Annotated in this window: 14 protein-coding genes; 3 read left to right on the top strand and 11 right to left on the bottom strand. The window is 60.4% G+C overall.

The window, feature by feature from the left end; translation table 11 throughout:
- The first annotated feature begins 296 nt into the window (after nucleotides 1-296).
- Nucleotides 297-626: a hypothetical protein gene (locus FJ425_RS31900; RefSeq protein ID WP_246676270.1), complete on the top strand. Its 330-nt coding sequence runs from the start codon at nucleotides 297-299 to the stop codon at nucleotides 624-626.
- A gap of 622 nt (nucleotides 627-1,248) precedes the next feature.
- Here FJ425_RS31900 and FJ425_RS01700 read toward each other — a convergent pair.
- Nucleotides 1,249-3,684, bottom strand: coding sequence for an EAL domain-containing protein (locus FJ425_RS01700; RefSeq protein WP_140721289.1), 2,436 nt, complete (start codon nucleotides 3,682-3,684; stop codon nucleotides 1,249-1,251).
- Between the two features lie 492 nt (nucleotides 3,685-4,176).
- On the opposite strand from FJ425_RS01700, the gene FJ425_RS01705 reads away from it, so the two are divergent.
- Complete coding sequence (locus tag FJ425_RS01705; protein WP_140721292.1) at nucleotides 4,177-4,479, top strand: hypothetical protein; 303 nt, start codon at nucleotides 4,177-4,179, stop codon at nucleotides 4,477-4,479.
- Nucleotides 4,480-4,516: 37 nt separating this feature from the next.
- Nucleotides 4,517-4,771 (top strand): hypothetical protein, encoded by a 255-nt coding sequence (locus FJ425_RS01710; RefSeq protein WP_140721295.1) that lies wholly within the window; start codon nucleotides 4,517-4,519, stop codon nucleotides 4,769-4,771.
- A gap of 344 nt (nucleotides 4,772-5,115) precedes the next feature.
- Here FJ425_RS01710 and FJ425_RS01715 read toward each other — a convergent pair whose 3' ends face one another.
- From FJ425_RS01715 to sctJ, 10 genes are all read right to left on the bottom strand, one after another.
- Nucleotides 5,116-5,985: a DUF1445 domain-containing protein gene (locus tag FJ425_RS01715; protein WP_246677850.1), complete on the bottom strand. Its 870-nt coding sequence runs from the start codon at nucleotides 5,983-5,985 to the stop codon at nucleotides 5,116-5,118.
- Between the two features lie 114 nt (nucleotides 5,986-6,099).
- Entirely contained in the window at nucleotides 6,100-6,915 is an 816-nt protein-coding gene (gene sctT / locus FJ425_RS01720) for a type III secretion system export apparatus subunit SctT (protein ID WP_140541205.1), read from the bottom strand.
- 9 nt (nucleotides 6,916-6,924) lie between these two features.
- Nucleotides 6,925-7,194 (bottom strand): flagellar biosynthetic protein FliQ, encoded by a 270-nt coding sequence (locus FJ425_RS01725; protein WP_140721298.1) that lies wholly within the window; start codon nucleotides 7,192-7,194, stop codon nucleotides 6,925-6,927.
- 18 nt (nucleotides 7,195-7,212) lie between these two features.
- On the bottom strand, nucleotides 7,213-7,866 hold the full coding sequence (sctR, locus tag FJ425_RS01730; protein ID WP_140541207.1) for a type III secretion system export apparatus subunit SctR: 654 nt from the start codon (nucleotides 7,864-7,866) through the stop codon (nucleotides 7,213-7,215).
- Nucleotides 7,859-8,968, bottom strand: a complete 1,110-nt coding sequence (gene sctQ / locus FJ425_RS01735; RefSeq protein ID WP_246677860.1) for a type III secretion system cytoplasmic ring protein SctQ — start codon at nucleotides 8,966-8,968, stop codon at nucleotides 7,859-7,861. The genes sctR and sctQ overlap by 8 nt, the downstream gene beginning before the upstream one ends.
- A 17-nt stretch (nucleotides 8,969-8,985) precedes the next feature.
- The gene (locus FJ425_RS01740; protein WP_140721303.1) at nucleotides 8,986-9,474 is read right to left on the bottom strand and encodes a hypothetical protein; all 489 of its coding nucleotides are present in this window, start codon (nucleotides 9,472-9,474) and stop codon (nucleotides 8,986-8,988) included.
- Nucleotides 9,461-10,819, bottom strand: a complete 1,359-nt coding sequence (locus FJ425_RS01745; RefSeq protein WP_140721306.1) for a FliI/YscN family ATPase — start codon at nucleotides 10,817-10,819, stop codon at nucleotides 9,461-9,463. Before FJ425_RS01745 ends, FJ425_RS01740 begins: the two co-directional genes overlap by 14 nt.
- The gene (sctL, locus tag FJ425_RS01750; RefSeq protein WP_140721309.1) at nucleotides 10,816-11,436 is read right to left on the bottom strand and encodes a type III secretion system stator protein SctL; all 621 of its coding nucleotides are present in this window, start codon (nucleotides 11,434-11,436) and stop codon (nucleotides 10,816-10,818) included. Before sctL ends, FJ425_RS01745 begins: the two co-directional genes overlap by 4 nt.
- Nucleotides 11,437-11,440: 4 nt before the next feature.
- A complete protein-coding gene (locus FJ425_RS01755; protein ID WP_140721312.1) occupies nucleotides 11,441-12,058 on the bottom strand; it encodes a SctK family type III secretion system sorting platform protein in 618 nt (205 codons plus the stop codon).
- Nucleotides 12,055-12,885: a type III secretion inner membrane ring lipoprotein SctJ gene (gene sctJ / locus FJ425_RS01760; RefSeq protein WP_246677851.1), complete on the bottom strand. Its 831-nt coding sequence runs from the start codon at nucleotides 12,883-12,885 to the stop codon at nucleotides 12,055-12,057. Before sctJ ends, FJ425_RS01755 begins: the two co-directional genes overlap by 4 nt.
- Between the last annotated feature and the right edge of the window lie 14 nt (nucleotides 12,886-12,899).

Raw genomic sequence — 12,899 nt, forward strand, 5'->3', positions numbered from 1 at the left:
GGTTAATACCACGCCAGATCCCGTTAGCACCGCGGCCACTCTGGTCGCCGCCAACGTCTGCTTCCGTCGAGCGGCAAGCCTGTTTCTACGGCCGATTTGAAGCGCATCGCGGCCCGCCAACCTTGGGGCCGCGAGCAGAAAGTCGGCTTTTGGCCTGGTGGACGGCTATCGCGCGAAGGGCATGACGCATGTGGAAAGCGACGTAGTCCCAGGCGCCAGCCATTATGCAGTGGCCGACAATCCGGACGGTGTGGCTGAGGTGATTGAACGGTACCCCGCGCGATGAGAAGAAGTTGATGACCGAGGTTACAAGCGAGAATATGGCAGCGCCCAAAATCGTCGATCGGAATACGTTCCAGGTCGAACAGGACGTCTTGCCGGTGCGCGAGAAGGCCCATACGCACGAGGGCGACGCCATCGTTTATACCGGGGTTTTACGTTTTGGAGTGCCGAGGAACTTTTCCCCTTGGACCAAGTTGGACGAGAGCAAGCGCTTTTTTCTGGAAGTATATGAAGCCATGAAAGTGACGGACGATGAAAATCATCTCCTGTTCACGCTTCAGGTCGCGGCGAAAGTCCCATCAGGGACGCTCTATATACCGCAAACGGAGGCTGTGCACGGCTAGGCCGCCGTCCGACAAAAAGCCGCCGGCCAGAGCCAGCGGGCAGTACTGGAGTAGCCTGAGGGCGCGAAGTGGCAACGTGCGCGGCAGGCTACTCGGGAACAGCGCAAATGCCCGAGTTGTTCCCCCGACACCTGTGTCATGCCCGTCAGTCGTAACACGCGTCGGACAGACGTCTTATCCGCCAACTCATAAGTCCAGACGACGCAACATATTCCGCAGATCTTCATTTGGGAGTGCTGGCGAGCATAGTCCCTTCATCGCCAGTTCATGCATGCCCACCATTACCTATGATGATGGTGGGCATCCATCAGCCTAAAGGTGCCGGATTGCCGATTCCTCAAGAGCTTGACGACGAATATCTCACCTTTGAGTGCCCACGGTGCGAACGTCCCATCGTTCGAAAAGGCACATGGTTTAAAACCATATCCTCATTCAAATGCCCGTCCTGCGACGCGGCGCTGAGGCTTGGATACCCCGAAAAGCTGCACCTGTTCGGGAAGCACAAGCGTCTGACCGGGGGACCTCACGAACCGGCGAACCCGCCTGCCTGAACCAAGCCGTGGCTAGCCGTACGACCTGTATGGATCGCATCGCACGCCAATCTTGGTCCATTGATCGATTATCAAGCTCTCAAATGGGCTGCTTCTTCGAATAGGGCAAAGACCTTAGACTGAGGTAGGGGGCGACCGAACAGCCAACCCTGTACGTCGGTACAGCCATGCTCCCTGATCAACTGATACTGTTCCTCAGTTTCGACGCCCTCGGCTGTCGTGGTCATACCGAGAGTGGCCCCAAGTTCGGCGACGGCCTTGACGATCGCCCGGCTTTCGCTGCTTTCACATATCAGGCTGACAAAGCTACGATCGATCTTGATGCGGTCGAAAGGGAAAGAGCGCAGATAGCTGAGCGATGAGTAGCCGGTTCCGAAATCGTCCATCGCGATGCTGATTCCGAGATCGCGTAGGCTGTGCAATGTCTGGAGCGTATTTTCATTGTGCGCCAATAGCACCGACTCGGTGATTTCAAGCTCGAGCCGTGACGCCAACAAGCCTGACGCGCCCAATGCCGAGGCTACTTGAAGCGCCAGCCCCGGCTGCTTGAACTGCGCAGGCGAGAAGTTTATGGCAACCTTGACGTGGGAAGGCCATCTCGACGCGTCATTACAGGCCTGTTTTAGGATCCATTCCCCCAGACCGTCGATAACCCCTGACTCCTCGGCGAGGTGGATGAACTCTGCAGGCGGCAGAAGTCCACGCACCGGGTGGTTCCATCTAACCAGCGCCTCGAAACCGGTGAGCTTCGAGGTCCTCGTATCATGCAGAGGCTGGTAGTGGAGCACGAACTGGTCTTTCGACACTGCCTGCGCCAACTCGGCTTCGAATTGGCGCTGCTCCTGCAGCCGTGCGTCCATTCCAGGTTCAAACGACCTGCATGTGCCACGGCCCTCGGTTTTGGCCTTGTATAGGGCGAGGTCGGCGTTGCGGATTAACGTTTCCGGGCTTTGTCCGTCGTTCGGGAAAACGGCAATGCCGACACTGCAACCGATGTTGATATTGTGGCCCTGGATGGAGAATGAAGCGGACAAAGCATGAATGACCCGGCCGGCAAGCGCCCCGGCCTGATCGTTGCCATTAAGCAGAAGCTGAACGAGAACGAACTCGTCGCCGCCCACCCTGGCGGCCATGGCGGTCTCGCCTACATGATGCCTCAGCCGGTCCGCGACAGCTCTCAGCAACTCGTCGCCGATGGGGTGGCCTAAGGTGTCGTTGACCGGTTTGAAGCGATCAAGATCGATGCAGTGGACGGCAAGCTTCTCGCCTTGCCTGAGGCTGCGTAGGGCTTCGTCCATCGTGTCGGCCAGTAGACCGCGGTTGGGAAGTCCGGTCAGAATGTCGTGTGTTGCCAGATGCTGGATCTGGGCGGTGCGTTCTTCTACCCTCTGTTCAAGCGTCTCAGCCGCCTGCGCTTGCATGATCATGGTGCGACCGATGGAGTACCAACAAATCAACGCCAGCAAGGTGACAATACCGACGGCCACATACCCAGCCAGTTCGAACTCCCGCACCGATCGAACATCGACATTGCTCGTGAATTGCGTGTCGGGAAAGCCAGCCCAAAGGCGCCAGGCGCTTCTCGGATCGTTGAGCGACAGCGGGATGACCTCGGAATAGATCAGCCTGGGATCAGGTCCCGTGAAAGATCTCGTATTGGTCACCAGCGATTCTGACATCCGGTGCTGGTCGGACTCGAAGCCATATCCGGCATTGACGATCACATAGCCACTGCCAGGCAGCAGCTTTCGCAGCGCCGAGGTGAGCATGATCGCCGAAACGGAGCCGCGCAGGGTTCCGTCCTGTCCAAAGACCGGAACCGAAAGAATGAAGCCAGACCGGTCGGCATCATCGCCGGTGCGAATGAAATTCGTGTTGTCGCAGGTGATCAGCTCTTTGGTCCCGATGATCGGCACGTTTAGCCCGTCAAGGGTGCTTGAGTTGGGGTAGTTTGCCTTCAGCCAGGCAAGCTGTTTTGCCAGCTCGTGGTATTCATAGGTCTCGACCTCCTCGGGCGGGCGAGTCAGCGCATTCTCGTCCAGCTTCCTGGATTTGGGCGCTGCCGCAGCTTCGGATCTCGCCTTGGCATTGACGATTAGCTGGTCGAACTGAAGAATTGGCTCCTCCAGCTTGCCGGTCACGGCGTCGAACCGATCGGGATCGAAATCCAGAGGCAGGAAGTAGACCTCCGAGATCGAGACGTTGTCGGCGAGGTTGTTGTAAATCTGCTGGATCGTTGCTCGCCCTTCGTCGCCGAGGTTGGTGCCGTGTCGGTCAAGGGCCCGGACGCTCGGCAGGAACGTCAGGGTTCGGACATTCTGATAGATGGCGTTCAGAGCGTCTTCGACGGTCTTTGCAGTCGCCCTCGAAGTTGCCCGTGAATTTTCCAGATATCGTTCCTTGGCAAGCGCAAATTCCCTGCTCGCGTCAATACGCAACCCCACCAGGGTGACAACGCTAATCAACATGATTAGGCCGAAGCCTATTGTTCGCCTGAAGGCATTCATCCGGGGCCCCCCTACCAATCGGCAGAGGTTAGTGTTGTCCGGTTTAGGAACCGCTAATGATCCACCCAGATTATGGATTTCTAATCTAGCAAAATAGGACCCTTACTCGCCGCAGCCACTGAATGCTAACGGCTGTAACGGCTGCAAATAGAAACGCTTATCTTTAAAGGCGGGCTAACTCCCTCCGCCCGCTCGCCGCACTGTCGGAGGCTATCGAACGAAACAGACCGCCGGCTCTAACTCTATTGATTTCCTGCCCGACAGCTCGATTGCCACCACCGCAGGCGTGAATGAGCCGTGTCATGCCACCACCAAGTTTTGACGTCGCGCATGCTCCTCCGGCATTTGCGGCAGCGAACCTTCCGCACGAGGGCAGACACAATCCAGAAACATTCAGGAAAAACTGCAGAAATCATTCAAGCGTATCATGCTCTGGAGGGATCAGTTCATCGGCTGCAGCAGTGCTGCACTTGCTCGGGTTTGCGACAAGCGATGCACAGAATCTCGATCAACTTGATGGGTGCGTTGCTCAGCTTGTCGCTCGCTACGGCAGCGATCGGAGCCTCCACCTCAAAGGCGGCGCCGCTCACCCGGACCGAGCGTTGCACCATTCTCAGCCGTCAAGTCGACGAAGCCCTCAAAACGCATGCCGCGGCAACGCAGGTCACCGCGGCGAAGGCTCTTCAGAGAAAGGGAAACCGGTACTGCGCCAAGAAGAAGGAGGCGCAGGGAATCCGGATGCTCGCGAAAGCTTTGAAGCTGCTTGGAGTGACACCCATCGGTCCTGATCGGTGACGCTCAACCCCCGACTTGCCAAACAAGGAATAGACACATGAAAAAGTCTCTTCTGTCTGCCGTCGGTCTTGCATTCGCGCTCGCCGTCTCGATGCCAGTTCTCGGCCCTAACGACGCCGCCGCGGCTACGAAGCCAGCGCCAGCAGCGACGGACGCAACTGGCTCTGCACCCGCCTCGGATGCTATGACCATGAAGAAGGCTAAGAAGCACGTAACGAAGGCCTGCAAGGCGACCAAGAAGCACAAGTGCCCGGTGAAGCACAAGAGGAGCGCCGCGAAGAAGTCCTATTAAGGTTTGAAGTATTGCAAAGAAGGCCGTCCACCTCCGCATTTACCGGGATGGCCTTTTTTGCTCCCGCCTGCGACTGAGTGGGCGCGACGACCGGCTCTTCGTGCCGGCCCGCTCATTTCGTCATGGACAGCAGCAGGCTCGTTATGCGCCCCTTGCGGCGTCCTCGATCAACCTGACCATGAAGTTGCGGAATCTCTGGCCGGACTTATCCCCTATATTTCCAACCTCCTCCGCCCCATTCCGGGTACAGAAACGGACACCTCCCCGCTCAACTGCGCGCTGACTGTGAATGTCCTTTCTGCCACCTTTTCAGGTCCTCGGTTCCTGAGATTTGGAATCGACTATCAAAGCTTGAAAGTGCCGGCATCCGCTTTTGCATCGACGTCGGTGATCAACATATGCCCTGGCGATACCGTGATCGAGACCGCGAGTTCGGCGCGAGCAAGAGCATCTTGCGCGGTCAGGCTGCTTGCCCAGAACACTGGGACCTCCCCTTCCATGATCTCGACCGCGTCACCCCAGTCGGGAGCCATCAGATCTCCTACTCCGATAATCGATGGGTCTCCGACATGGACAGGAGAACCATGGGCAAGCGGGAAGCGTGCGGTAAGGGCGCGAACCTTGTCGACATCACCTCGTCTTATGGGACGCATGGAGACGACCATCTCGCCTTCAAAAGGTCCTGCGCCGCGCGTCTTGATTTTGGTCCGAAACTTTGGGAGGACTTTGCCGCAGCCGGTGCTGCCCAGTTTGATGCCCTTTTCCAGGAGGGCCACTTCGACGGTAAGCGAACTACCGAGCGCGAAGGCGGCAAAATCGTCCCGCCAGAGGTCGATGATATCTGTCCTCTGATGGGTCACCTCCCCAAAGTGGTAGATATTGTATTGCGGAGCATCGGTGCGGATATCGATGTCGCCTAGCGCTGGAAGAAATGGACTGCCCGCACGGCTCACGCCCACTAACGGACAGGGCTTGGGATTGCGGACGCAAAACTGATGGAAATCGCCGGCAAAGCGACGGGGAACAATCACGACGTTGGCTTGGAGCTTGCCCCTCGCAAGCCCTCCTGTCCGGCCTTCGTAGGCCCCCGCTCTAACGAGCCTCCGCAGTTTATCTGCATCGATCACTCGCAAATTGTCATAGAACAATGAAGTGACTTGGCGAGGCATGGGCTTCCGGAAAAATGGACGATTCACGAAATCGCGTAAGATCATCGGCAAGCCAGCGGATTGTCAAATTATCAGAATCTTTCCTCTTCGATAAATTGTATTTATTAATTAGATGGCAAACTCTAAATTATTAGAACTTTAGCATAGACATACTGACTCTCACTGACAATCTCGGCAGCCGATCGCTTCTATCTGGCGACCTGCCTCGCGCAGAAAGCCCAGGTCACGGTTCATGTAGGAGAGCAGGAAAGCTGCGTAGAGGACGAAGACGAGGCTGAAGACCAGTGTCTTGACGACCAGCGAAAGCGCAAAAACGTTCAGGTGCGGCGAGGCTCGCGCCAGGAAGGCCAGCACGATGTCGGACAAGAGCATGCTGATGATGAGCGGGAAAACGAGAGTCAGCGCCATAACCACGACGCGGTTCAGCAGACCGAGGAAGATTCCAGCAGCGTCCTTGCTGAACACAGGCAGGAGATGATCGATCGGCCAAAGGCCATAGCTGTCGTAGAGACCGGTCAACGAAAGCTGCAGGCCTCCGGCTGCGAGGTAGATCGTGACCATGATGATGGCGAGCAAGGTGCCGGTGGCCCCCGTCTCATGGGTCATCATCGGATCGATCAGCGCACCCATCGAGGAGCCGCGCTGCAGATCCAGTATATCGCCCGCCGCTTCCGCGGCCCAGAACGGTATGCCCATCGCCAGCCCGAGTGTTACCCCGACCACGACCTCCTTGAGCATGTACAACACGATCATCGTCGTCGGCAGATCGGTGGTCGTCAACTTGTTCACGATGATCGGAAAGACCGGAACCACCAGCGCCAACGCCACACCGCTGCGCAGAAGCCCTGACAGCGGCACGCGCGAAAAAAGCGGCATGAGCAGCATGAACCCGGTCATGCGCGCGAGCGCGAAAGCGCCTGCCAGGAGATAGAATTGAAGCTCTTTGACCGAGGTGAAGAGCGGTTCGACCGGCATCCGTGTGTCTCAACGGGTGACGACGGGAAACTCGTCCAGCGCCGTCGACGCCTGCTGCGCAATCTGCTGAGCGAGCAATGGACCAAAGACGATGATAACCAGAAGGATGGCGACGAGCTTTATCGTCTGCGGCAGCGACTGGTCCTGAATCTGTGTCAGCGCCTGGGCAAGGCCGACGAGCACGCCGACGGCCAGTGCGGTGATGATGGCCGGGCTGGAGGCCAGCAAAACGGTGAGAAGCGCGCCTTGGACCTTCGCCAGGATGAAATCATTGCTCATATGAAACCCCCGGCAGCGTCACGAGTAGCTCAGGATGAGGCCATGCATAAGCCGCGACCAGCCGTCTATGGCGACGAAAAGGAACAGTTTCAGCGGGATCGAAATAAGGACCGGCGAAACCATGATCATGCCGAGCGTCATCAGCACGTTCGCGACAACGATGTCGATGATGAGGAAAGGCAGATAAAGCAGGAAGCCGATCTCGAAGGCACGGGTAAGCTCGGAGGCGACAAAGGCAGGAACCAGAATGGACAGATCGTCGTCCTTGAGATTCTGCCGGGCCTGTTCCGGCCACAGGCGGGCCGTTCCATCGAGAAAAAACTGACGCTCTTGCGGCTGGGTGAATTTCATGAGGTGGCGCTGCAATGGTTCCCGGACCAGTTGCGCCGCCCTGGCGAGATCGTCGGTTGTCTGGAACTGGACCTGCCCTTCCTGAAGCCGGCTCGACATCTCGCTCAGCAATGGCGTGGTGACATAGACGGTCAGCACGAGCGCTATGCCATAGAGCACCAAATTGGGCGGCATCTGCTGAACGCCGAGTGCGTTGCGGATCAGAAACAACACGACCGAGATCTTCAGAAAGCCCGTCATCGTGACGACCGCCAGCGGCAGCAACCCGACCACACCGACGGCGATCAGGATTCCAAGCAGGTTGGGCGAGTTGTCAAGCATTGTCGAACATGCGCAGGACCCGCACGCCCAGGCTTTCTCCGATCCGCACGATCTCGCCGCGACCGACACGCCTGCCGTTGGCAATGATGTCGACAGTCGCGTCGGCTACATCGGCGAGCGGAATGATGGCGCCGGGCGCAAGCTGCCTTACTTGTCCAAGAGGCATTGCCGTGCGGCCGACCTCGAAGGCAAGGACGACCGGCAATTCGTCCAAAGTCGATTCTTCCAAGGTGTCCGGCGGCGGCGTGTTCTGGTTCATGGCCCACTCCCAGTTCGATCCAGTGATTGCGGTCGGCGCGGCAAGCAATTGCGGCCCGCCGGCGGTCAGCCCCACCGGCGCGAATAGGCGCTCGGCAATGATGAGCGTCGCCACGCCCTCTTCCGCCGTATCGTCGAACAGCACCACATCGTCAGCCTGCAGGCTTTGAAGCTCGCCAATGGTGATCGCAAGCGGACCGCGCCGAAGATGGACGGACAGCGGAAATTCGGCCGGGACCGGCGGCCTTGGTTTGCCGAGCTCGTCGAGAAGGCGGCCGATCCGTACCGGCAGACCGGTGTCATTCGCTGTCAGGACGCAGCCTATGGTTTCATCCTTGTCGGTCAGGGCGAAAGCGAATGTAGTTTCCCCTGAAACGGCATCTGCCGGTGCCAGCGAGGTAATCGCGATCTTCTCGCCCAGCCTGTCCTCGATCCATTCGAGATCGTGTTCGAACGTCGCCTCCAACAGGAGCGCGGCGTGGGCCGGCGCAAGCCGTTTCATATCGACCGCTCCGTCGACCCTGGCGAGACCTCGCTCGACAACAGAAAGCGGCAGGCGCAATTGCCCGGCCATGTCCCCGACGGTGAAGCCAACAGCGCATAGCGGCTGGTTCGCGGAATTCGGCCCCGGCCAAGCGGCCGCGATCGCCATGGCGCTTCCGGCAATCGTGATCCGCGCGGCAGTGCGGCGACGGTAGAAGGCGTTCAACGCCCAGACATCCGCGGCTGCTACCGTTGCCAAAGTCAGCGGCTCGCCGATGCTCGACTGTGCGGCCGCGCGTTTCGCCGGTTTTGCCCGCGCTTTCGTTCTTGCCGGCGCGAAGTCCTGAGGCATCACATCCATATCGATCACTGATTGGGCTATCGTTCTGTGGACGAGCGCGGCTGGCCGCGCTCCTCTTCCTCGGAAAGCTCGGCAAGGGCCTGGCGCCGACACGCGTCGCGTTTGGCCAATTGCTCCGATAGCCTGTCCAGCTTGGTCACAGCCTTGATGCTCGCACGGTGCTCGTTGCGGACTGCCGACAGCTCGACATTCCGTCGCTTCTCGAGGTCGCCGGCCATTTTCTCGCCTTCCCGCAACTGCCCGGTTTTCCTGGCGGCGGCCTCGAACCGTCCCTGCAGCCGGTGGAGGCTGGCGGCATTCACCGGCTGCCCGACCAGCGCATTGAACGCCGCATCCTCGGCGTTGACCGTGCGCTGGAGGTGTTCGGTGACGGCGGCAGCCGCCTGCTGAACTTCCCTCGCGGCCTGGTTGGCGGCGGCGCGCCTTACGGTCACCTCTTCCTGTGCGCGCTCCTCGCGGCGGCGTCTGAGGTCGCGCAGTCGAGCGATCATGTCACGCTCCTTCATTGACGATCTCCCGCATGCGCTGGCGTGTCCGGTCGATGCTCTCGTATGTTGCGGATGGCTGGCGCAGGAAGGCGTTGATGGCATCGATCTTCGCTACCGCCTCGTCCGCCACGGCATCGCTGCCGTTTTCGTAGTCGCCGACGCGCAGGAGCAGTTCGATGTCGGCATAGCGGGCGAGCAGTTCGCGCAAGCGGCCAGCGTCAGCCCGATGTGCCGGCGGCACGACGGCATCCATCAGCCGGCTTCGGCTGCGCAGGATGTCGATGGCGGGAAAATGGTTGCGTTGCGCAAGCTCGTTCGACAGGAAGACGTGGCCGTCGAGCAGCGCCTGGATTTCCTCGGCGACCGGATCCAGCGTGCCGTCGCCTTCCACCAGAACGCTGTAGAGGCCGGTGATGGACCCGACTCGACCGGGTCCCGAGCGCTCGAGCAGACGCGGCAGGACCGCAAACAGCGAAGACGGGAAACCACGACGCGTCGGCGGCTCGCCCGAGGCCAGACCGATCTCGCGCTGCGCACGCGCAAACCGCGTTATATTGTCCATCGCAAGCAGCACATGCTTGCCCTGATCCCGAAAAAACTCGGCTATGCTTGTCGCCACATAGGCGGCCTTGACGCGTTCGATGGCGGGCCGGTCGGAAGTCGCGACGACCACGATCGTTCGCTCGCGCCCTTCCGATCCAAGCTGGTGTTCGAGGAATTCGCGCACCTCGCGCCCGCGCTCGCCAACCAGGGCGACCACCGCGACATCGGCGTCGGTGCCGCTGACGATATCGGAAAGCAAGATGGACTTGCCGACGCCTGGCTCGCCGAAAATACCGACGCGCTGCCCGCGTGCGCAGGTGAGCAGCCCGTCGAGAGCGCGGATTCCGAGCTGGATCGGCTCGGAAATCAGACTGCGCTCCAGCGGGGATGGCGGGTAGGCATTGACCGGATAGCTGCCGACAATGCTGTCCGGCGAAAGCGGCTTGCCATCCAAAGGCTCGCCGAACGCGCTGATCACCCGGCCCAGAAGGCCGGGTCCGATCGGCACCAGCTGGTCCTTGCCGGTCGCAACGACTTCCGTCAGGCTCGAAAGACCGGTCAGATCGCCAAGCGGAACAAGGACCGCCATCTCATCCATGAGGCCCACGACTTCAGCCTTGGTCGTTCTGCCCGTTCTGGGGTCGACCAGCTCGCATATCTCACCGATCCTGGCTTCTTCGACGGTCGCATGAATGACCGTTCCGGTGACCCGCCGCACACGTCCTTTGCGGGGGCGGCTCGAATCGTCGCGAAGGCCAGAACGGATATTTGGAATGATGGACGCCAGACGGCTTTCGATATCGATGGCGGGACCTGTCATGCCGGCGCTCCGGCCCTCGATCGGATTGCGGCGGCGACGGCATCGAGCTGCGCGTCGATGCTGGCGTCAATGACGGCGATGTCGGTCGAGAGGATGCAGGCTGACGGCGCCAGCGCATCATCCGCATCGATTTCAACCATCATGCCCAGATCGCTGTGGCGCAAGACCGCGTCCAGTTCCTCGCGGACCCGCTCCACGGAAGCGGGATGGACACGGATTTTCAGATATCTGGCACGGCGAATTTCGCTCACGGCCTGTCCGGCGGCCCTGGCGACAAGCATTGCGACGTCGAACTCCCCCAGAATTCGCCTGACGATCTCGAGGGCGAGCCCAGTGACTTCGGCTTCGAGCCCGCGGAGATAGCGATCCACCTTGACTGCCGTTTCGCTTATCAGCCGGCTGGCATCCGCGTCGCCTTGCGCCTTGCCGTCCTCATAACCCTGCGCGTATTCCGCCGCGTAGGCGCGCCGGGCGGCTTCGCGCATTTGCTGGGCATCACGCCTTGCGGCATCGAGAAATGCATATCCATCCTGCCAGGCCCGCGCCTCAGCGCCGCGCAGGATGCGCGCATGGGGGCGCCTTGGCACTTCAACGGTCGCGGTGTCCACTTCGGCCATCACCCTAACCCATCGCTCGCCGCACAATTGCCGGACCGACCTCGATGAACGGCTTGGCCGTCCGGTCGACGAATTCGTGCGGCATGAGCTTGATGCGGACGCGTGCACCTGTCTCGCCAGGCATCGCCTGGCACCATCCGCCAAGGCAGCTCAAACCATCGGCATAGACACGACCGCGGATATCCTCAAGCGGCTGCAGCGGCCGTGTTGGGCCGGCCAGATCGCGATTGGCAACCGCAAAGGTGCAGAGGTCCGCGCCCAGTGCCGCCTGCAGGGCATCGGCTTCGCGCCCGTCAATGACGGCGGCAAGATTGCCGGACCAGTAGATGGCGCCCGAGCGAAGAGCGAGGTCCTCCAATTCCTCGCCCGACGACAAGGCAATCGCCCGATCCACGTCGTCCGACGGTTCATCGGCCGCGCAAGAGAGCCGGAAGTGCTCGAGCAGAAGCTTCGACAGCCGCTCATGCAGGCGGTGCGACTGCAGCATGCGCTGGCACGCAGATTCGCTGATCGCACCGTCAAAGCACTCGGCGAGTCGGGCCGCGTCCGCATAGGATGCGAGGCTGGAGATGAATTCCTGCCATTCCGGGCTGGCGGCTTGCTCCGAGCCGGCCCCGGTCATACCTTCCTCGCGGGGATTGCGGAAGCTTCGAGGGCGTAGACATTAGGCCGTCGGTACCACTGCAGGTACGCCAGCCGCGCGGCCAGCGCGAGTATCGCGGCCGCCATGCCGTAGAACAGCCACATCGCCGCCGCCACGCTGTCTGGGTGCAGCCACAGACCAAGGAAGGTTATGAACCCTGGCTCGGATTCCTGCTCCGGGGTGGTCGCGGCGACCGGAATGAGCGTGACGGAGACATTGTCGTAGGTCAGTCCGGCGATTCCCTTGGCCACCAGCATCTTGACCTGCGGGATCAGCTCGTTCATCGGCACGGATGCGCGATGCCTGATGAATACCGACGCGGACGACGGCACCAACTGCTGCCTCAGCGGATCATTCTCGGGCAGGACAAGGTGAACCCGCGCGGAAAGCACGCCATCGATTTCGGAGATTGTCTGCGAGAGTTCCTGGCTCAGGCCATAGATCATCGTTGCCCGCTCTTCCACCGGCGAGGATACGAGCCCGCCTCTCTTGAAGACGTCGCCGAGGGTCTGGAATTCCTGTTTGGGCAGGCCGCTTTCGTCGAGAAGGGCCATCGCCTCGGCAAAGCGGCCCTTCTGCACCGAAACAGTCATCTTGCCGTCCTTGCCGGCCTCGCGCTGGGCCGGAATCCCATGACGCATCAGCGTGGCCACGATTTCGTTGGCCTGCCGCTGATCGAGATTGGAATAGAGCTCCACCGAACAGGCCTGGAGCATCAGCATCCCGGCGATGACAAGCGCCACGCGGCACCCTGCGGCACATTGATTGAACAGCGCCGACCGCCGCAACTGGAACAATTCGGGCACGAGCACTCCGCGGC

This window comes from Mesorhizobium sp. B2-7-2, assembly GCF_006440775.1.
Classification (GTDB): Bacteria; Pseudomonadota; Alphaproteobacteria; order Rhizobiales; family Rhizobiaceae; genus Mesorhizobium.